The following is a 19,784-nucleotide window of genomic DNA, read 5'->3' as shown; positions in this document are numbered from 1 at the left end:
TTCAATACTTCCTTTCTTGAAATGATTGTGTTGTTGGGGTTACTCCAGCTTTGCGTCAGGGTTTTTGGCCATGTACTCGGTCAGCTCGGAGTAGGACATCTCAGACAGCTTTTTGGTGCTGCCGGGCTTGCCCCCGTCCCCGTTCTCGCCGGGTTTCCAGCCGCTATACTTGGGCGCATCTCCAAACATAAAGTCAGTAGCAGCGTCCTTTTTCATCGCCTCGACCTTGGCCCCCAGGGTGACGGTTTCGCCGTTCTCCTTAGAGGTGACCTTGCCATCCACCACCTTGGCATCCTTGAGGAAGTCCGCCAGCATCGCACGGACGGCGATGTTGTTCTTGGACCCAGCAGCGGTGAGCTCCGCATCCACCGCAGCAGTCAGCTTGACCGTGGCCAGCTCCTTATCATAGGCGGCTTTCTGGTCCTTGTTCTGCTGGGTGAGCGTGTCGATCTGCTTTTGCAGTTCAGCATTGTCACCGGCGGACTTTTTCAGCTCGGAGAGCTGAGTGTCACGGGTCTTGATACCCTCACGGAGCTGCTTGACCTCGGTTTCCAGCTCTGTGACCTTGGCAGTCTTTGTGTTGAAGTCGGTGCGGGCCACAAAGCCCTTGCCGATCTCCTGAGAAACTGCCGTGTCAATTTCGGGGGTGTACGCATCCCCCAATACGGTTTTCAGCCATTCCAACATGATTGTTACCTCCTTGCATGTCTGCTGTCCTTTTTATCCGGCCAGTCCCGGTGTTGCAGTGCCCATCTTGTAGTCCGCTGGGCCAGCGGTATTTGGGTATGAAAAAAGCACCGTGCATTTTCAGCACGATGCTTTTAACATCAAAAAGGGGCTACTCCTCGGAGCTCTCCAGATCAGCGTGGTAGGGGCACTTGAGGCACCGCTCACGCTGCTCCTCACTCCATGTGATGCCATTGGGCAGAATAGAGGGCTTTGCCTCATGGTCTGCCACAAGGACAATTTCCAGGCAAGTGGTCCCATCAACCTGCCCACCCGTAACAGGGCAAAAAACTGTGTTCATCTGAATACCTCCGCAATGGCCTTGGTTGTCGGGTCAAAGTCTTTTTCGGAAAATGCCGTCTTGACTTTCATGGTATCAGCATCAATATATGCCGCACCGTCAAGAGAATAGCAGTTGATGCTCACGCCATCCCAGCGCTTGCGCCGCACGGTGCACTTGGCGGCTCTTACATAGCCCTTGGCATCGTCCAGCGTGCAGCCGTGGCGTGCGGCGTGGGCATCATTGAAAGTGAGGATGCCCGCATCAATAATTTCCGGCGGCACACGAACGGTGCCAATCACGCCGGTGGCTTTTACGGCCTTATAGGCTTTGTAGTCAGCCTTGGAGGCCTCCGGCACACGGCCCTTGTAGGAATAGAGCCCAGCCAGGTCTTTGTATTCGGCAGCACGGTCATATTTCAAGGCTTGGAAGTCCTTGAAATAGCGGGGTGCATCCGCACCCAGGCGCTCCTTGTACTTTTCAAACTGGGCTCTGTCAGCGGTTTCATTATAGCTGATTTTCTGCATCTTATCAACAGTTCCTTGACCATGGAGAGCATCCTGCTGGGCTTTCCATTGGTCATAGGTCATGTTGCCGGGCACCTTGAAGCGCTCACCCGTCACAGCGTCACGGGCATAGCGTTCACCCATGCCGTCCATGTCCTCAAAGTAGGGGCAAGTGCAGCACCGGCACCACGGATGAAACGGTGGAGCGGTGAGCCCCACCTGGTACTCTGACATCTTGAAAACCTTGCCGTCCATGTCGGCACACAAGCTGCATGTGTCCTTGTCAAAGGAGGCCACGATTTTGTAGCGCTCCACATCCAGGGCCTTGTAGCAGTCCTTTTGCCCGGCGCTGGAGAAATAGGCGCTTTCCGTCATCACCAGGCGGCCAGCCTTTGCCCTGGACACATCAAACTGCTTGGAGATGGCAGAAATGGCACGGTCCGGGGCCTCGCCCCGGATGACCATTTGCGTGAGCTGGGTGTTGACGCTGTTCACAAGGCTCTGCTTGTTTGTCCAGCACCGATCACGGAAAGTCTGGTTGTCCGTGGTCCAGGGGCGGGAGAGCACCTTGGTGATAGTTTCCTCATTGATGGCCTGCATGGTCCAGCCCACGCCCAGCCCCTTTTGCAGTTCAAAGGCCGTGTGATAGTAGCTGCCCTCATACATCTTGCGGGCGGCGGCATCCACATAGTCCAGTTGGTTGGAGTATAGGACCTCTGCCCGCTGCTGGAGCTGGAGCTTTAGAGCCTCCAGCCGGGAGATGTGTACCCTGGCGCTGGCGTTCTCAAGCTGTTTCATCCAGGCACCATCAATGGCATTTTGCTCACCATAGGCGATGTACTCAGCCACGGTCCAGTGAAACTCCTTGAGCTCCTTGGAATTGAGCAGCCGCTTGGCCTCTGCCAGGTCAATCTCATTGTTGGTGGCAAAGCGCTGATACCAGCGGGCCATCTGCCGCTCGATCTCAGCTTGGGCGGCGGCAAACTGCTTTTCAAGGTTTTCCACATAGGAGTAGGACTGGTCCAGCAGCGCATCCTCCATGTTTTTCATGCGCTGGGCCCAGTAGGCGGCGTTAGTCTGTCTTGCCATCGCCACCACCCTCATTGTTTACCGGCGGCTGGTTGCGGTTGGCCAGAAAAGCGGCCTGGTAGGGGTCAGCCTGCATGGCCTCCTCTTTCTCATCCTTGATGCGCTGGAGCTCCTGCTCCGGGTCAGTGACCCAGGGGTGCATCTTGACGATGGTTTCATCAGAGAGGATGCCCACGGAGTTCTTGCAGTTGTTGATGGCCTCCGTTTCGTTGATGAGCACATCCCGGTCAAAGATGACTGTGACATCCTCGCCCTCAAAGCTCCTGCCGCCGGTGTTGGCCAGGTGCTTGTTGATAAACCAAAGCAGCTCCTCCATGCTGGCCTGAAACTCCATTTCAATGCCATTGGCATCCAGGTCAATGTCAGAGTACATGCTCTGAATGTTCATTTGGTTTGGGTCACCGCTCATGCGGTCATCCTTGGCATCATAGCCTCTGGCGTTCTCAATGATGGCATCCTTGAGCAGGGACAACAGGGTCTTGTAGTTTTCAGCGTTGACGGATATTTCCAAAGTGTCCACGCCGCCCTCAGCCCCCTCATAGGACCGCACCTTGATGGCACCATAGGTGGCCAGGTTGCGGCGGAATGTGCCCAGGTCCTCACCGTCATAGTTCTTGATGACCAGGATGGTGGTGTGGATGTCCTCCTCCATCTGGTTGGCAAAGTTGCTCAGGATGTTGTTGTAGGCATCCTGGAGGCACTTGACCTTGGAGAGGAGTGGGATTTCATGGTGGGAGCTCTTAAAGCACACCAACGGGATGCGCTCCCAGTTGTAGCCCTCCACCTTGCCGGTTTCATCGTCCTGCCGGGTGATGATATAGGGGCCGGAGTAGGCAAAGCTGTCCGGCTCCAGCACGCCGTCATCCGTGCGGATGAAACAATCCACACCGCCGCCGTGCATGACCTCTACCTTGACCACATTCTTGGCGTGTTCGGCCTCATCGTATTCCTGCACCACATAGACATGAACAGCAGCGTCCAGGATGGTGTGGTCAGCGTCCGCCCAGAATGGCAGGACCTCATCAGCGGGAAAGCGCCGGAAAGCCAGTTCCCCGTTTTCGTAGTATGGATAGAGCCAGGACTTTCCACCAATCCATGCGCCCTCACCAACATTGTGCATGGTACGCAGAAAACGGGCCCCGAACAGAGCCCCCAGGGCCTTGGCATACTCCTTGTTTTCGGTGTCAAAGGACAGCGGACGGCCAAAGGAGTAGTTGGTCTTTTGGTCCACCATCTTGGAATAGAGGTTGTTGACCAGCCGGTTGTTGGGCAAGTTCTTGAGCACAATGGGCTTGCCGTCCTCATCCAGCGCCAGGCGTTCCCGGTGGGTCACATCCTGGTAGCCGTCATAGTAGGCCTCACCCTCAAGCTGCTTTTTGCGCTCCGGGCTGGTGAGCCATGCGGTGATTTCAAGCTCCAGAAAGCGCTTGTCCGTCATGCCCCGTTTGAAATTGGTGGCCACACGGCCATTGCAATCATCCCTCAGATTGAGTGTCACCATTGGTTTCTCACCTCACAAACATTTTGCCTGTTTCCAAGCATCATAAAGTTTCGGCCCTTGTATAGCCATCCAGTCCGTCATTTCCTCATTAGAGGCCCAGCCCGACGGTGAGAGGCTATTGATGCTCAGGCCGCTCTCATAAAGAAAAGCGTGGACCAGTTCATGCCTCATGCACTTACGCATGTAGTCATCCAGGCATTTCTTGCTGCCGGGCTCTTTTCGCTCTGCCGCCGTATATTTACGGGCCACGCATAACTTGATGCTGGTGTCACAGTAGCCATCACAATCTGCTGCCTCAAGCTCAGGGTCTTGGGCCCTTGTCCGATATTCCACAGCATATTGCACACCCAACACAGAAACTCGCACAGTAAAACCTCACTTAAAGCTAATCAGATCAGGCGCATAGACACGGTGCACGAAGTAGCGCACATCGTCCATGCTATGGTCATTTTCTTTGATGGGACGGTCCATCTGGGCTTTTTCATCCCAGCGATACATCCCAAACTCACGGATGCAGTCCGTGCAGCAGTCACAGAAAAAGATGTCACCGCTCTGGAGCCGGGTGGCCACATTGCGGATGCCGTCCAGCACGGAGTTGGAGGCCTTTTCTACACGGTAGCGGTCATGGCGGCGGATGACCTCAATGAAAGAGGCCGCCGATGGGTCCACAATGATGGCGGACACATGCAGGCCATCAGCCAGGCGCTCCAGCTCCGTGTAGTGCTCCTCATCGGTGCGCTGGCGGCCCTCCTTGCGGCTGTCATAGTAATACTCCCTCATCCTGTACCACTTGCCACCAGCCTTGCCCCAGAGGCCAATGCTGGTGGGGTTGATGGTGCCGTAGTCGCAGGACATCACATACTTTTCATAGGGCCTGGGGACACTGGGCACAACATGAAAGTCCTTGTTGAACATCGTGTAAATAAGCCCCTCCGCCACCACCCACAGGCCCCGGATAAAGCGATCATAGAAAACGCCAGAGTAAAGGCTCTCATACCTTGCCTTGACTGAGGCGGAGAGGCTGAGGTTGTCATCCATGGTGAAATGGAGGTGCAGCATTTTCCGCCTGCTGGCCTCCAGCACCCACTTGGTATAAAACCAATGGCTGGGGCCCTCCGGGTTGCAGTTAAACCACAGCTTGGCCCCCTCAACAGAGCAGCGGGCCGTGGCCTGGTTGACAAAGCTCTCCGGCATCAGGGCCACCTCATCCAGCAGGATGCCTGCCAGTGTGATGCCCTGGATGAGTGCGGCGCTGCTTTCGTCCTTGCCGCCGAACAGGTAAAAGCTGTTACTCTTGCCGTTGGCGCTCACCACGATCTTGTTTTCAGTGCGGTGCTCCTTGAAAGAGAAAACGCCCGCCAGCCAGACGGGCAGATTGCTTGTCACATTGCGGCGCAGGCTCTCAATGGTCTTGCCGCAGATGGCAAAATTGCAGCCGTCAAAGCGGGTCATGGCCCACATGATAAAGCCCACCGTCATGGCCACTGTCTTGCCGGAGCGGATGGAGCCGTCACAGATGATGCCGTCATAGACCTCAAAGCCGGGCCTATTCCACCAGGTCATGGCCAGGTTTTGCCGGGTGCTCAATCTCTGGTATTTCATCCGTGCCTATCTCCTCTCTGGTGCTTTGGTCAATGACCTCAAAGATGTTATTCTCTGGGGCCTCGCTGCCACCTTTCTTGCTGTCGAACATGCCCAGGTGCTTGGCCAGCAGCTCCAGGGCCTTGACCTTATCGTGCACCTTGACCTCCGTGCCATATTGCCCCTCCTTGATGGAGGCAATGGCCTTGCGCTTTTCCTCCGGCAACTCAGAGGTGGGGGTGATGCGGACAATGCCATTTTGGTTGACGGTGGCGAAGTCAGCACCGTTGGCAAAGGCGATTGCAGCCAGCTCCTCAAGCACTTTTTCCTGGGTGATTTCCACCCGCTTTTGACGCTTGGCCTGCTGCTTTTGGATTTCGGCAGAAACTTGAGTTTTATTGAGTAGTTCCACGGCTATCCGGGAGGCGCTTTTTTCGCTATATCCGGCACGCTTGGCAGCCGCCGTGGCATTGAGGTCCACAAGGTATTCCTGCACAAATCGCTTTTGCTTTTCAGTCAGCTTTGCCATCTCACCACCCCATCACATAGTAAAAGCCGCCCTCATCGGACGGCTCTAAAAAATCGTTAGAATGAAACAGCGGCAAGGGTCTGGGTTTCATCATCCGTCACCTTGCCGCTGCTCAACCAAGGAGGTATTGCATCATCTTGAGGCACTACCCGCAGGATATAGTGTACCACAGAAACACCGAACAGAACGAACAAGTTACAGTTGGACCTCTGTGCCGTCATCTGTTTCCGGCTCCGTGGCCTTGATGTACCTGTTGCACATCATCCGCACGCCGTCAGCAGTGTTACTCCCGCCGATACATGCGGCCACCTGCTGCCACGGCAGTCCATTCACAAAGCGATATGTGAAAACCTGCCGGAGGAGGCTGTCCTCAATGGTGGTGATGTACCTCTCCAAACGGTTGCGCTCATAGATGCACTGCTGGAGTTTGGCCTCAATGATGCCCTTGAGGTCCACGATCTCCGCCGCATAGCGGCCAACACGGTCCCCCACGCCAGAGCTCCTGGGCATCCCGGACAGATCTGACGAACAGGACACCGCCCTGGCCTCCAGCTCAAGGAGGCGCTTTTTGTCCATCTCGATCTCCCGGTTGAGGTAGTAAAGCTGGGACAGTTCTTTCAAAGTCACAAATCAGCACCATCCTCTCCACGCCACACGGGTTTGCAGTTGCCCTCACCAAAAGCACACTTGACGGCGCACACCTTGCAGGCATCGCCGCCAGCCATGACAAAATGCAGGTCCGCAACGGCTTGGCGCAGCTTGGAATTAAGCGCCTCAGCGTCCCGCTTGGCCTTATCGGCACGGGCATAGGCCTCCGCCACCTTGGCGGTGCACTCCTCAGAGGAAACGCACTGTTTCCTCATCTGCTCCAGCGTCAGCCGGTCAGCCTCATGCTGGATGGTCAACCGGGCATTTTCCCGGATGAGCTCATCACAATAAACCTGGTCACCATTCAAAATCACAGTAGGGTTGCTCATTTTGCGCTCTCCTTTACTCGCTTAATTCTGGCCTTGAGTGCGGACATGACGGCCTCATGGGTGTCCTGGCGATCTCGCACCGTAGCCATGACATCCTCATCCTGGCAGCCCTGCACCACAAGATAGTGGACGAAAACCTTGTCATAGGGGGAGCCCTGCCGGTATAGGCGGCAGTTGCCCTGGTCATTCAGCTCAAAGGACCAGTTGAGGCCGTACCACACCACATGCTGGCCGCCTGCCTGGAGGTTGAGGCCGTAGGCACAGGAGGCCGGATGCACCAGCAGCACATCAACCTCTCCGTTATTCCAGGCCTCCTCATCCTCCACGGTTTTGTAGACCCGCACCCGGAGGTCCTTGCGGTGCTTTTTCAGCGCCTCCAGGATGCGGTCCCGGTCATGCTGATAGCCGTAGAAAGTCAGGCAGTGCTCTCCGTTCAACTGCTCCAGCAGCTCCAGATAGGCCTCCAGCTTGCAGTCATGGACCGGCACAATGTGGCCATCATTGCTATACACAGCGCCGTTGCACATTTGCAGGAGCTTTCCAACAAGGACAGCGGCGGAGGCGGCGGTGATGACATCCTCATCCACCTCCAGCAGCAGGTCACGCTCAAACTGGTCATAGGCCCGGCGGGCTTTGGCATCCAGCAGCACCGGCACCTCATGCTGGATGAAGTCCGGCAGCTCCAGGTAGTCCTCCGCTTTCATGGAGATGCAGATGTCAGAAATGGCATCCAACACAGCGCTCTCCGCACCGTCTTTGGCCTTGTAGGAAAAAATCTGTGTGCGGCTCCGCTGGTCAGGGTCAAAATAACGCTCACGGTAGGCGCTCAGGGATTGCCCCAGGCGCTCTCCGCAGTCCAGCAGGTAAACTTGTGCCCACAGGTCAATGAGGCCCTTAGAGGACGGTGTGCCGGTCAGTAGGACCATCCGCTTGATGAAACGCCGCACCCGCCTCATGGCTTTCCAGCGCTTGCTCTGGCTGTTCTTAAAGCTGGTGCTCTCATCAAGCACCACCATGTCAAAGGGCCAGGCCTGTTTGTAGTAGTCCACCAGCCACTCCACATTTTCTCGGTTGATGACATAGATGTCCGCCGGAGTGTTGAGGGCCTTGATGCGCTTGGTGGCGCTGCCCAGCACCACAGAGGTGCGGAGGTGCTGGAGGTGGTCCCACTTGGCGGCCTCCTTGCTCCAGGTGGCCTCTGCCACCTTTTTGGGAGCCACTACCAGGACCTTTTGCACCTGCCAGCGGAAATACTTGAGAATATTGACCGCTGACAGAGTGATGACTGTTTTGCCAAGGCCGGGACGGAGAAACAGCCCAACGGCAGGGTCCTCAACTACACGCTGGATGCAATAGGCCTGGTAGTCATGCGGCACATATTTCATGCGGGGAAAACCTCCCTCAAAAAGTCCTTTACTGCGTCCATCCCAAACAGCACCCGGCAGTCCGCCCCCCGTTTCTCCATCTCGCTCCGCTGCCATTTCTGGACTTTGGCCAGCCTGCCCACCTCCGTTTTCAGTTCAACAAAGATGGTCTTGCCGGTGGGGGTGATTATCAGTCGATCAGGCACGCCGGGATTTCCGGGTGACACAAACTTATAGCAGAGGCCACCGTGCTCTTTCACCTTGCGAACAAGGTAGCTCTCAATATAGCTTTCTTTCATGGATTTCCTCCTTTCGGAACAGTGGAACATTCGCGCGTGTATGTAGCGCAAACAGGCGGTTTAGAGAGTTTTATTTTTCTCTATTCTCTCTAAATCCTCTCTTTTACCCTAATATAGAAAATGAATGTTCCAATGTTCCACTTAGCTCAAAAGCCTTGCGGCGCAAGGGTTTTGCCCGGAACATTTGCCGGAACATTGCCCGGAACATGTTCCACCTGCCCGGAACATTGGAACATCTGAAAATCTCAAATGTTCCGGGCAATGTTCCGGGTCAAAGCCGCACCTTTTGAAAGCCCCGTTGCTTGCCGCAGTAGCCAAAGCGCAGGGAGCCTCTGGCCCTTTCCCACAAGGCGCTGGCCTCAATGATGCTGTTGATTTCTGCCGTGTCACTGTACCTCATATCCCGCTGCTTGCCGTCCAAAGCCTCACACCAGACCTCCAGAGCACACACACGGTCACGGGGCACCAGCTTGACATCTCCCTGCACAGCGCCGCCCCAGAACATCCGGCGGCGGTCAAGCGGCCAGTTCTGCCAGTCCTCCGGCACCGGGCGCTCCAGAAAGTCCAGTATGATGCCCTCACGGGTGTTGACCTCACGGTGGGCCTCCTGGGCCTCCTTAGCGGCGGCCTCAATTTCCCCTTTGAGGAAAAGCGGCTCTCCCGTCTGCCAGCGGACCATGGCCTCAGCCCAGAGCTGGTCAATTTCTCCGGGCAGATCAGTCCAGACGCTTTTGGCCGCCGGGGCCAGGCCCACATCCACCGGCCAGAAACGCCGGTTGCCGGTGCGGTCCCGCAGGTAGTCAGAGGTGTTGGTGGTGCCGAAGAACACACAGCACCGGGGCAGCTCCTTGACATGGCGGCCATAGGCCGCACGGAAACGGTCAGAGCGCAGGGAGAGAAACTGCTTGATGCACGCCACATCCGTCTTGCGGAAAGCGTCCAGCTCACCGACCTCCACCAGCCAGACCCCCTGCAAAAGTTCAGAGGCCTCCTTGCCCTCAAAGGTGCGGATGCTGTCATTAAACCAGCCCCGGCTCATCTTATCCAGCAGGGTGCTCTTGCCAATGCCCTGGGGCCCAGCCAGGATGAGCATGTTGTCATACTTGCTGCCGGGCATCATGGCACGGGTGACGGCGGCGGTGAAAGCCTTGCGGGTCACCGCTCTGGTATAGGGGCTGTCCTCCGCCCCCAGGTAGTCAATGAAAAGGGTGTCCAGGCGGGGCACGCCGTCCCACTTGAGGCTCTGGAGGTAGTCCTGGACCTCGTTGAAAGCGTGCTGTGTGGTGTGGAGGGAGAGGGCCCCGTCAATCTTTCCGTTGCCGGTGATGTGGTGGACCTTTTCCATGTACCAGTAGAGGCCATTGTTGTCATTGTCATCCCAGAGGCGGCGCTTGGTGGAGGCGTTCCAGGGGAGCGCATCCAGCACCTCACCACGGCCCGCAAACTGGTTGAGGGCAAACTTGCCCTTGAGCAGCGGGTCATTCTCAAGAATAATCCAGACATTATCAATGGTAGCCTTGGGGAGGCCGGTCTGGCTGTTGATCTCCAGCCGGTCCATCCAGTTGGCGGGCTCTGCATCGTTGGTGGCCTCCACGCCCTCAAAGTCCTTGACGGCCTCCTGGTAGCGCTCCTGGCTCATCAGGGCGGACACATCGGGGTCTTGCGTGGCCAATTCGCACATGGCACGGTAGGAGGGCAGGCGGTTGGTGGGAGTGCCCGGCTGGGCCTCATCGTCCTTGTCACCAAAGCGATGCAGGCGCACCAGGTCAAAGGCGTTCACCAGCTTGCCGCTGCACGGGTCAGTGGCGTGGTGGGAGTAGAGAAACTTGCCGCTGTCATAGATGACAGCGCCGCCGGTTGTGGAGCCGCCCAGGTAGGTGTAGCGGCCCGGCATACTCTCCACCGGCTCATACATGCCGGGGATGAGCTCATCCATGGCACGGTAGATGTCATAGGTGCGGCAGAAAGCGCCCACAACACCGTTTTTGGCCTCCGGGTCACCCTGCTTGACTGCCAGCTTAGTGGGCAGGTTTTGGGAGCCGGGCACCTGGGGCCAGAGGGTGCAGTCACGCCAGTCCTCATACTGGCCCAGCAGGCCCTTGACGGACAGCAGGGGCTTGTCTTTCCACACATAGATGTATTGGCTGTCTGAGCAGCAGCTTGGCCAGTACATCAAACGGGACACCTCAAAAGTGGTGGGGTCACAGAGCTCCAGGCCTATATACTCCGCCATCTTGCGGGCGATGGGCTCATATTCATCCGCTGAGGCCGTGCGGTCCAGCGGCAGCAGAACACGCAGGCGGGGCGCTGCCGGGCTGTGCTTACGGGTGGAATAGATGCAATAGCCGCAGCTCAGCCCCTCAACACGGCGCAGGACATCCTCCGTGCCGCCCGGTGGGATGTTGTCCAGGTCCAGCGTGATGACATCACGCCCGGTCACATTGTTGGCCTTTCGGCGGGGGCCTGACAGTGTGCCTGCCATAAAGCCGCCCACATCCTTGAGGTCATCCTGCTGGGCCTTTTTCATATTCAGATATTCTGCCAGGGGCTCAGTGCCTCTGGCGGGGGTCTGGAGCTTTGCCCACAGCTCAGAAATGAGCAGGGTTTGCGCCTGCCAGACCATGGCCCTTCGGCTGCTACCGGCGGAGATGGTTATTTTGCGGTCAAATTGCATGGGTCACACCTCACGGTTTCGGATGTATCAGGGATTGAGAAATGCGGTTGTCAAGCCGCTGGAGCTTGACGGTGCGCTGCTGGGTCACCTCATCACGGATGCTAAACATGAGCTTGAGCTGTTCCAGCATGATTTCAACATCAGCGATCTCCTCAGCGATGTGGGCGGCGTTGTCCTGGCCACGGAGGTTTTTGGAGAGCTCCTTGGTGAGCTCTGCCATCTCCTCCATGCAGACCGTGCACTGGCTGGTCTTGCCATAGACATTCACCGCAAGCTGGCAGATTGCCGTTTCGCATTTGGTCATCTAAAAAACCTCCCTGTCTTGCGGTCCCGGAGCTCAATGCGGGCCGCCAGCTCAAAGCCGCTTTCCGCAATGATAAACTTGAGGACCTTGATGAGAGTGTTGACCTTGGCATCCAGCGCCTCATGCCCCTCTGCGGACACTTTCTTGATGGCGTTGTATGCCGTTGGGTCTGCGTAGCCCTCAGCGTTTTCCCAGGGTTTTGGGCTCATTGGCCAGCACCTCCTTTTGCCATTGTTCGACATCTGCACCCAGCTCCTTGAGCTTGAGCCGTTCCGGGTACAGGTCATCCATTTCATAAAAGTCACGCATCCGGCGGTGTTCTGCGGCCATCGCCAGATAGAAGTCATGGAGCCGCTTGACCCCAAAGCCCAGGTGCCGGTGCAGTGTCCAGAGCACCATGCAGTCCACATCCAGAGCCAGCAAGTCATCTTTCTCAAGGCACTGCTGGTTGATTTCGTGCATCATGGCCATCTGCATCTCCGGGGTCATTATGGACTTGCCCAGAGCGGAGAGCTTGATGTTGAGTGTGGGGTCTTTGGGCACCTGCACACCTTGGCGTTGCAGGTTTCGCCGCTCTTTTCTGTTCATCGCTTTGTGTCCCTCCGGCAGCGCCCGGCGTTCTCATTGGGCTGCCAGTCCTCAACCACAAGGACCGGCTGGCCGGGGCCTTTGTCACAGATGAAGTCACCCTCACCAATGTACTGGCAGCAGTCACACATGCCAGGGTCACACATTCGGGGCTTTTCACTCCTGGGTCTGGGTTTCCGCTTTTTCATAGGGGCAGCTCCTTTCTGTCACGATTTCACCGGCGCAGGCCGCATAGCCCGCCAGATCAATAAAGCTGTCAGGGCTGGAGCCGGTGGCGATGCGGGCCACCTTGAGCAGGGCCAGCATAGTGCCGGCATCCTTGGCCGTGATGCCGTTGATGGGCATGACCTTGGCATACTCCGGGTGCGCCGCTCTGAGGTAGACACCCCAGAGCAGGCCGATGGTTTCAAAGTTATTCTCCGGCGTGCCATAGTCCTGCTCACGCTCACCGCAGACACAGCGGCGGGCGGCCTCCAAAATCTCAGAGCGTTTCATTGGGCACCTCCTTATTGAGCCATTCCAAAAGTTGCGTTTTTCCAAGGGACTGGCAAAAGGTCTTGGAGAGGAAAGCGGCCAGTTCCTCAGCGTCCATGTTGTGCATGAGCTCCAGCGTGGTGGGGACCACCTCTGGGCACTCCTGCATACGGAGCTTGTGGCAAGCCTTGCCCAGATAGTTCAACAGGCAAGAGCCAGCCTGGGGGCAGCGGTCACACAGTTTCATGGGCGGCCTCCTCAATATCATCGAAGATGACCGGCACCTGGGAGCGCATCTGGTGGAGCAGCGGGATGGCCACCTCACGCATCTGCGGGTGCGCCGCCGGGGCGGTCCGCAGCTTGAAGAAATGCCGCCATTCCCGCAGATTGGCCGTCATCACCACCTCAGTCTTGAGGCTGGTGGGCAGGACAGCACGGGCCTCTTGCGGGGTGCAGCCCCAATTAAGCAGCTCGAAGTAGCGGCGCTCTGCGGTCCAGCAAGCCTCTTTCCAATACTGCCAGCCCTCAGTGCCCTCCACCAGGTAAAAGGGGCGGATGACGGTGATTTCACCGCCAAAGCCCTCCTTGGAATAGTTGCAGTAGCGGGTGCTCTCCTGGCAGTAGGAGGCCATGCGATGCCGGACAATTTCATGGGACACGCCCCGGTCACACACAAACTTGACGGTGATGTCAAAGTGTTCCAGGACGGCCTCATGGCCACGCTTGATGATGCCCGCCACAAACTTGGCGGCGCTGGTGTCGGTGATTTTGTCCTCAGACTTGTAGCAGACCCGCCCGCACAGCTCAATGTGCTGGAGGATGGCCTGGCCATCCAGCGGGGTGAGGATTTCGGTATAGGGGTTAATGATTTTCATGTGTCACGGTCCTCTCTTGCAAAGCGTTCATCCAGTTCAAATACGCCACGGGGCTGGCCTTTGTAAAAGCCTTTCATGGGGCGCTCCAACTGGGCTTGTAGGTGTTTCAGCTTTTCCCAATACTCCGGGAGATACCGGCGGATGTTTCTGAGCTCCTTGAGGTTTTTGTTGCAGCAACACCAGCAGGAAACACGGTCCAAGATGTCATAGAGCCGGATGGAGCCCTCCAGCCAGAAATATCCGGCAGAGTAGCAATATTGCAGGCAGTCCGCCTCAGTCATGCCAAACTCCGCAAGCGGAAAGAGCTTATAGGGCTTGCGTTCTTTCTGGAGCCTTGGCGTTTCATCTGCGGCGATGCCCACATAGACCTTTGCGCCCTGGTGCTCCGCATACTGGTCAATGGTCCGCAGCTTGCAGGTGGTGCCCCAGCGACATAGACCGCCGCACCAGCCATATCCACGCCGCTCACGGCCCTTGACGGGGCGCTCCAGCATGTCATAGAGAAAAGGGTTGTCTGGGTATAGCGTTGTGTATTTGATGCCGTGCCGCTGGAATATCGGGAGCATAGCATCCCGCAGGTCATAGATGGCTTGAAACTCCATCCCGGTGTCATAAAAGACCACCTCATCCAGCGGCAGGTCACGCTCTATGAGCATGAGCACCATGGCCAGGCTGTCCTTGCCAAAGGAGCACGATGCAATGTATTTCATGTGTGCCTCCCATGCCCTTCCTCCGCAAACAGCGGGGGGGGCTGATTATTAAGTGGTCACGGGCCTGGCCCATTGTTCCGCCATTGCGGCGGCCACGCCGGGGAAAGTCTTGGCCCTGTTGATAGCATCTTGGCCACGCTTGGCGGCCCCATACTTGCTCTTGTCTTTCCGTCCCGTGCCAGCAGGAACATAGGGGCCTTGCGGCTCCACAATGTCTGTGGGCACCAAAAGGGGCAGTCCGATCAACCACAAGCGGGTCTTTTTAGTGACGGGGTGGCCAAACTGCCAGGGCTGGATTTCTTGGGAATGGGGCGGCATTTGGAAAACCTTGCTTGACACTGGATTTTCAACGGCAATTCTGGGACACTCTGCGGTCAGAAACCTCATAAAAAAGGCCTTGCCCTCCAGCCCTTTTTGGTAGCGCTCCAGGTCAAGCTGCCCCTTTTGAGGATATAGGCGGCAGGCCCCGGCATTGGAAAGATAGGTGCAGGGTGGGAAAGCAATGAGCATGTCCCACCGCCCCAGCACATAATGTGCGGAGCCGTCACAGGTCTTGAAAAAGCAGTAGCCGTTGAGCAGAGGGAGCACATCTTGCTGGATGTGCCACTCAGGGTGGCCGCCGGAGCATGGGATGAGGTCACAACTGTATGCCTCATGGCCCAGCTTTCTCAAAGCTATGGTGACCGCCTGGCTTTCCTCGCAGGCAACAAGGATTTGCATAAAAGCCCTCCTCAGCCCACCACCGCATTGGTAGCGGGGGGGGGGGCTCGTCAGTTATTTAGTCTTTCTTGAAGAATGTGCCCACCCAGCCATCAGCGTTGAGCGGCAGATCAGTGGCCCACGGGATGGGCTGGCGCATGATGTTGACCACCGTGTCCAGCATGGTGTCTTCATCAGCCCAGGGGGCAATGTCAATGACCACCTCATCATGGATGTGGAAAATCACCGGCAGGCCAGCGGCCTCCAGGCGTTCAATGGTGTCCGCCAGACAGTCACGGGCAATGGCCTGGACGCAGTTTTCCACCAACTTGCCGCCGTAGGTTTCGATGCGTTTCCAGCGTTTGGTTTTCTGGTCCATGCCCATGTAGGAGATAGAGGGGTTGCCCCATTGGTTTTCACCAATGCCGGGGCTCACATAGTAGAGCTTGCGGCCAGAGGGGAGCTGGATGGTGAAACAGTCGGTGCCCTGGTTGTAGTCATACTCACGGGCCAGCAACAGGCCATTGATGCCCACACTGCCGCCCTGGGTGATGACCTGCACGGCGGCATTGTCCATGGAATACCACAGGTCACGGATGCGCTTGTTGGCCTCACGCCAGCGGCTCACGATGTCCGGCAGGTCCTCCTCCGGGATGCCCATGTCCAAGGCTCCCATGTTGATGAGTGCGCCGGTGCTGCCCTGGTAGCCCAGGGCCAGCTCTGCCACCTTGCCCTTTTGCCGGAGTGCATACTCTGGATTGCCCTTTTTGATGAGCTCAATGGGCACGCCGAACATCTGAGAGGCAGAGGCCTCATAGATTTTTCCGTGGGTGCGGAACACCTCCAGCCGCCATTGCTCACCGGCCAGCCAGGAGATGACACGGGCCTCAATGGCCGAAAAGTCAGCGTCAATGAGGACATGCCCCTCCGGGGCCACAAAGGCGGTGCGGATGAGCTGGCTGAGAGTGTCAGGCACGGAGCCATAGATCAGCCGGAGGGCATCCAGCTTGCGGTGTTCCACCAGCTCACGGGCCAACGGCAGCGGCTCTGTATAAGTGCGGGGCAAGTTCTGGACCTGCACCAGGCGGCCTGCCCAGCGCCCCGTCCTGTTCGCTCCATAGAATTGGAGCAGTCCACGGACACGGCCATCTGGGCACACAGCGGCCTCAATAGCGTCATACTTTTTGGTGCTGGTCTTGCCCAGCTCTTGGCGTATCTCAAGCATCCGCTGGACCTGGGGGCTGTTGTCCTCCTTGCCCAGCAGGCGGGCCACGGTGTCCTTGCGGAGGTCCGCAAGCTCCTCTCCCATGGCCTCCTGGAGCCATTGCGTGAGCTGTGCCACGCTGTTTGGGTTGTCCAGCTTGGAGATTTTCATGGCCTCCTGGGTGAGGTTTTGGCGGGTCACATTGCCCAGATAGAGGGCACCGCTCACCAGGTCCATGTCCACGGCCACGCCACGGGCATTGATGATGAGGTCCGTTTCCCATTGCTTTTGCACGAAGTCCGGCACGGGGAAAGCAGAGAGCCGCCGCTCAATCTCCATCTCAGTCACAACATCCTGGCGGCAGTATTCTTTGAACAGCTCCCACTTGTCGGTGTCGTGCTGGGGCAGGTTGCGGGTGCGGCCTCCATTGGCCTTTGTAGGGGCGCAAGGGACGCAAAAATAACGGATGAGCGCCTTGCCGGTGTTGAGCTTGCGCTTGTCCTCAGCAAGCCCCAGGGCCTTGCCAGTGGCATCCAGGCCTGCTGTGTAGCCACAATAGAGGCCGTGGAACATGGTGCAGCGCCATTGGTCCGGCGGCAGGGTGCCCAAAAACTTGGACAGGCAGCCCCACTCAAAGGGGGCGTTGTATGCGTGCTTGATGTACTCCGGGGAGGTGATGACCTGGACCAGCCACGGGGGGAGGCGTTCCCCCCGTGCCAGGTCAATGATTTCAACAGGCGCACCATCCACACTGTACGCAAAGAGCAGGATTTCAAAGTCCGGGCTGGAGATGTACTTTTGCGCCCCGGCCTTAGCAATCGGCACGCTTGAATAGGTTTCAAGGTCAATGCTGAGATGGTGCATGATGTCCTCCAATTACATGGGCTGGCCGGTGATGGGGTTGATGCCGCCGGTGGTAGCCCAGGGCACCTGAGCAGCAGGGGCGGCGGGGGCCGCAGGCTGGACACCGTAGGCACCGGGGGTGGCGGGCATCGCCGCACCGTAGGTGGGAGTGGCCGCAGGAGTGCCGCCCAGCCCGGCGAAGTCGGAGGCAGCGGAGGCCTGGCCGCTCAGGGGCTCCCCGTCACGGGTCTTGAGAACATTGCCCAGACCACAGCCAATGCCCTTGTTGCCGCTGTTGGAGTAACCGAAGAAACGGACGGTGACACGGCCATACATGCCGCTGTAAATGTCCGCCGGGGACAGTTCGCAGTTGATGTTGTCGATGCCCACCACCTGGGGCTTGTTCTTGGTGGAGGCGGTCATCACCCAATGGCCCTTGCACTCATCACCAAAGGGCACACCAGAGGGCCGCACGCCGTCACCATCGTAGATGGGCACCTTGAGCATGGGCGGGCGGGCACCGTTCCACACCTTGGCCAGGGCATCACTGGCGGCGGCCTGGATGGCAGCGTCAATGTCAGCCTTGGTGGCGGCATCGCTCTTGGGAATGAGCAGGGTGACGGAATACTTGGGCTCACCGCCCTGCTGGGCGGCTCTGGGGGTGGTCAGGTTGGCATAGGAGAGGCGGACCTCACCAGTCAGGACTTTCATGGCATCATTCTGATACATAATCTTTTGATCTCCTTTACAGTTAAATTACACTCTGGTGTTTGCATCAGGCTGGGCCTCAGCCCAGCAGGTTTGAAGTTTCACCCAGCGCTCATGCCGGGCTTTGCTCCGCTTTACGGCAGCGGTCAGCCGGTTGTTTTCCCGGAGCTTTTGGCGGTCCTCTTTTAGGCGGCTTTTCTTATTGAACACATTGCGCCAGCCGTTCTGATACTCAATACTGGCCTGTTTCCAGGCCTCTTTGCTTTCAATCACGGCGGCATCCAGGTAGAGGGTCATCTGACGGATGGCTCCCTCATTGCTCCACGGGTCCGCCAGGAGTAGCTTGAAAACCTTGCGGATGTTGGAGAGGGGCATGTCCTCCAGCCGGTCAAAATAGATGTCTGCATGGTAGTCCCCAGTGTTGATGGTGATGAGCTTGGTGGGGTCTGTGTACTGCGTGCAGCTCTCGCAGACTGCCGGGTCACGGATGACCGCCATACTGCGGCAGGCGTGCTTGCAGAAACGGCCCACGGGGTAGCCCTTTTCCTCATCATCCAGCGGGATGGGTGGCTGCCATGGGGCGGAATGGGCGCAGGTCTGGTACTTACTCATTGGCAGCCACCCCGGCAAAGTCAGCAGCGGCGGGGTTGTAGGCCTCACGCTTGTCTGTGCTGAGGGCCAGCGTGGGCTTACCCAGGGGCTTGGTCACATAGCCGCCGATTTTCTCAGCAAACTCCGCCTTGCCCATCAGTTTCTCCATCTCAGAGAGCGTCTTGGGCTTGCGGTCATAGAGCAGGGCCTCATCATATCCGGCGGCAATGGCAGCTTGGATGGCGGCATCCTGGTTCGTAAAGGTGCGGATGCTCCGGCCAGCCACCAGTTTCCAGCCCTCAATGGGCTTGCCATCCAGTAGGGCCTTGGTGGCGTATTCCTCCAGGTCCTTGTACCAGGCCACCAGCTCCTTGCCACGGATGAGGAGGTCACCAATCTCCGCATCAGAGAGGATCGGGTGCACCTCATTCCCATGCGGGCCGATGTGGGAAAACTCCTGGGGGGCCATAGCGTCAGGCGGGACGGAGGCGGCGGGCACGCAGTCCTTGAAGTCCTCCAGCGCCGTATTGGTGTTGGCACGGGCACGGCACTGAGCCTTGCCACGGCAAAAACGGCAGTGGTCACCGGGGACAAACTCACCCAGCCCGGAGAAAGCCTTTTGTGCAATGGGCTTGATGCTCTCGCCCCAGGTCATCAGCTCCTCCACGGTGATAGTGTCGGTGGTGTAGCTGTCAAGGCGGGGCTGGTCAATGGACATGCGGACTTTCTTGATGGCATCGCCGAACACGGGGGCATAGCGCTTGAGAGCGCCCAGAGCGTAGAGCCGCATCTGCGGGTTGCCCACGGCGGACACCGGGACACCCTTGCCGTGCTTGTAGTCCGTGATGCTGAGGGTGTCCCCGCCAATCATCACATTGTCACAGGTGCCAAAGCCCTCCGGGACATACTCCCCAAAGTCCACTTGCACCTCCGCTACCACAGTGGGCGTGCTGTCATAGAGCATGGCCTGCTCAATCAGGTGCTCAATGTAGAGGTCACTGGTCTTGTCCATTTCCTCAGAGTAGAGCGGGTCCTTTTTGAGCTTGTTGAGGCGGGTGGTGTAGGTGCGGGAGGTCATCACAGTGAATTTCTTGAGGGTCTTGAGCTCACAGATGGAATGGGCCAGGCGGCCCTCCTCCGCATATTCGCTGGTGCGCTCCGGCAGGTGCTCCTCAAAGCGGGGGGCCGCCGTGCATTTCAGCCAGCGGGATGCCGATGAGGCAGAAAGCAGGGCGTGCTTTTCGGGAGGCATAGGGCACCTC

24 protein-coding genes are annotated in these 19,784 nt (G+C 57.8%); all 24 read right to left on the bottom strand.

From position 1 onward, the window contains the following. Positions 1-39: 39 nt before the first annotated feature. The 24 genes from ACOMDU_RS02610 to ACOMDU_RS02495 all read right to left on the bottom strand — a co-directional run bounded on the left by ACOMDU_RS02610 (position 40) and on the right by ACOMDU_RS02495 (position 19,774). Positions 40-687, bottom strand: coding sequence for a phage scaffolding protein (locus tag ACOMDU_RS02610; RefSeq protein WP_112121060.1), 648 nt, complete (start codon positions 685-687; stop codon positions 40-42). 151 nt (positions 688-838) lie between these two features. After that, entirely contained in the window at positions 839-1,027 is a 189-nt protein-coding gene (locus ACOMDU_RS02605; protein WP_329989862.1) for a hypothetical protein, read from the bottom strand. After that, entirely contained in the window at positions 1,024-2,601 is a 1,578-nt protein-coding gene (locus ACOMDU_RS02600) for a minor capsid protein (protein WP_421128893.1), read from the bottom strand. Before ACOMDU_RS02600 ends, ACOMDU_RS02605 begins: the two co-directional genes overlap by 4 nt. Further along, the gene (locus tag ACOMDU_RS02595; RefSeq protein ID WP_421128891.1) at positions 2,585-4,102 is read right to left on the bottom strand and encodes a phage portal protein; all 1,518 of its coding nucleotides are present in this window, start codon (positions 4,100-4,102) and stop codon (positions 2,585-2,587) included. The genes ACOMDU_RS02600 and ACOMDU_RS02595 overlap by 17 nt, the downstream gene beginning before the upstream one ends. Before the next feature lie 375 nt (positions 4,103-4,477). Then, positions 4,478-5,704 carry a PBSX family phage terminase large subunit gene (locus ACOMDU_RS02590; RefSeq protein WP_421128889.1) on the bottom strand — a complete coding sequence of 409 codons (1,227 nt, stop codon included), beginning with the start codon at positions 5,702-5,704 and terminating at the stop codon, positions 4,478-4,480. Further along, positions 5,649-6,212: a terminase small subunit gene (locus ACOMDU_RS02585; protein ID WP_421128887.1), complete on the bottom strand. Its 564-nt coding sequence runs from the start codon at positions 6,210-6,212 to the stop codon at positions 5,649-5,651. The genes ACOMDU_RS02590 and ACOMDU_RS02585 overlap by 56 nt, the downstream gene beginning before the upstream one ends. Before the next feature lie 195 nt (positions 6,213-6,407). After that, positions 6,408-6,839, bottom strand: a complete 432-nt coding sequence (locus ACOMDU_RS02580) for a hypothetical protein (RefSeq protein WP_421128885.1) — start codon at positions 6,837-6,839, stop codon at positions 6,408-6,410. Continuing rightward, on the bottom strand, positions 6,836-7,189 hold the full coding sequence (locus ACOMDU_RS02575; protein ID WP_421128883.1) for a hypothetical protein: 354 nt from the start codon (positions 7,187-7,189) through the stop codon (positions 6,836-6,838). Before ACOMDU_RS02575 ends, ACOMDU_RS02580 begins: the two co-directional genes overlap by 4 nt. Next, positions 7,186-8,574, bottom strand: a complete 1,389-nt coding sequence (locus ACOMDU_RS02570; RefSeq protein WP_112121067.1) for a DEAD/DEAH box helicase — start codon at positions 8,572-8,574, stop codon at positions 7,186-7,188. Before ACOMDU_RS02570 ends, ACOMDU_RS02575 begins: the two co-directional genes overlap by 4 nt. Then, positions 8,571-8,852: a PDDEXK family nuclease gene (locus ACOMDU_RS02565; RefSeq protein ID WP_112121068.1), complete on the bottom strand. Its 282-nt coding sequence runs from the start codon at positions 8,850-8,852 to the stop codon at positions 8,571-8,573. The genes ACOMDU_RS02570 and ACOMDU_RS02565 overlap by 4 nt, the downstream gene beginning before the upstream one ends. Positions 8,853-9,123: 271 nt before the next feature. Beyond that, on the bottom strand, positions 9,124-11,526 hold the full coding sequence (locus ACOMDU_RS02560) for a virulence-associated E family protein (RefSeq protein ID WP_421128880.1): 2,403 nt from the start codon (positions 11,524-11,526) through the stop codon (positions 9,124-9,126). 10 nt (positions 11,527-11,536) lie between these two features. After that, complete coding sequence (locus ACOMDU_RS02555) at positions 11,537-11,830, bottom strand: nucleoside triphosphate pyrophosphohydrolase family protein (RefSeq protein WP_112121070.1); 294 nt, start codon at positions 11,828-11,830, stop codon at positions 11,537-11,539. After that, a complete protein-coding gene (locus ACOMDU_RS02550) occupies positions 11,827-12,039 on the bottom strand; it encodes a hypothetical protein (protein ID WP_112121072.1) in 213 nt (70 codons plus the stop codon). The genes ACOMDU_RS02555 and ACOMDU_RS02550 overlap by 4 nt, the downstream gene beginning before the upstream one ends. Continuing rightward, complete coding sequence (locus tag ACOMDU_RS02545) at positions 12,011-12,418, bottom strand: hypothetical protein (protein WP_421128877.1); 408 nt, start codon at positions 12,416-12,418, stop codon at positions 12,011-12,013. Before ACOMDU_RS02545 ends, ACOMDU_RS02550 begins: the two co-directional genes overlap by 29 nt. Beyond that, entirely contained in the window at positions 12,415-12,564 is a 150-nt protein-coding gene (locus ACOMDU_RS02540) for a hypothetical protein (protein WP_421128875.1), read from the bottom strand. Before ACOMDU_RS02540 ends, ACOMDU_RS02545 begins: the two co-directional genes overlap by 4 nt. A 10-nt stretch (positions 12,565-12,574) precedes the next feature. Further along, positions 12,575-12,913: a DUF6378 domain-containing protein gene (locus ACOMDU_RS02535; protein ID WP_227145686.1), complete on the bottom strand. Its 339-nt coding sequence runs from the start codon at positions 12,911-12,913 to the stop codon at positions 12,575-12,577. Continuing rightward, the gene (locus tag ACOMDU_RS02530; RefSeq protein WP_421128873.1) at positions 12,900-13,139 is read right to left on the bottom strand and encodes a hypothetical protein; all 240 of its coding nucleotides are present in this window, start codon (positions 13,137-13,139) and stop codon (positions 12,900-12,902) included. Before ACOMDU_RS02530 ends, ACOMDU_RS02535 begins: the two co-directional genes overlap by 14 nt. Further along, positions 13,126-13,767, bottom strand: coding sequence for an FAD-dependent thymidylate synthase (thyX, locus tag ACOMDU_RS02525; RefSeq protein ID WP_421128872.1), 642 nt, complete (start codon positions 13,765-13,767; stop codon positions 13,126-13,128). The genes ACOMDU_RS02530 and thyX overlap by 14 nt, the downstream gene beginning before the upstream one ends. Continuing rightward, the gene (locus tag ACOMDU_RS02520; protein WP_421128871.1) at positions 13,764-14,477 is read right to left on the bottom strand and encodes a phosphoadenosine phosphosulfate reductase domain-containing protein; all 714 of its coding nucleotides are present in this window, start codon (positions 14,475-14,477) and stop codon (positions 13,764-13,766) included. The genes thyX and ACOMDU_RS02520 overlap by 4 nt, the downstream gene beginning before the upstream one ends. A 48-nt stretch (positions 14,478-14,525) precedes the next feature. After that, entirely contained in the window at positions 14,526-15,197 is a 672-nt protein-coding gene (locus tag ACOMDU_RS02515) for a DNA cytosine methyltransferase (RefSeq protein ID WP_421128870.1), read from the bottom strand. Positions 15,198-15,255: 58 nt separating this feature from the next. Further along, the gene (locus tag ACOMDU_RS02510) at positions 15,256-17,244 is read right to left on the bottom strand and encodes a DNA polymerase (RefSeq protein ID WP_421128868.1); all 1,989 of its coding nucleotides are present in this window, start codon (positions 17,242-17,244) and stop codon (positions 15,256-15,258) included. Positions 17,245-17,256: 12 nt separating this feature from the next. Next, positions 17,257-17,952 (bottom strand): DUF2815 family protein, encoded by a 696-nt coding sequence (locus ACOMDU_RS02505; protein WP_421128867.1) that lies wholly within the window; start codon positions 17,950-17,952, stop codon positions 17,257-17,259. A 27-nt stretch (positions 17,953-17,979) separates the two neighbouring features. After that, entirely contained in the window at positions 17,980-18,543 is a 564-nt protein-coding gene (locus tag ACOMDU_RS02500) for a hypothetical protein (protein WP_421128866.1), read from the bottom strand. Then, positions 18,536-19,774, bottom strand: a complete 1,239-nt coding sequence (locus ACOMDU_RS02495) for a DUF2800 domain-containing protein (protein ID WP_421128865.1) — start codon at positions 19,772-19,774, stop codon at positions 18,536-18,538. Before ACOMDU_RS02495 ends, ACOMDU_RS02500 begins: the two co-directional genes overlap by 8 nt. Positions 19,775-19,784: the final 10 nt, after the last annotated feature.

The sequence above is a fragment of the Vescimonas sanitatis genome (genome assembly GCF_049060325.1).
In the GTDB taxonomy this organism is placed as follows: Bacteria; Bacillota; Clostridia; order Oscillospirales; family Oscillospiraceae; genus Vescimonas; species Vescimonas sanitatis.
This window is presented reverse-complemented; position numbering and strand designations above follow the sequence as displayed.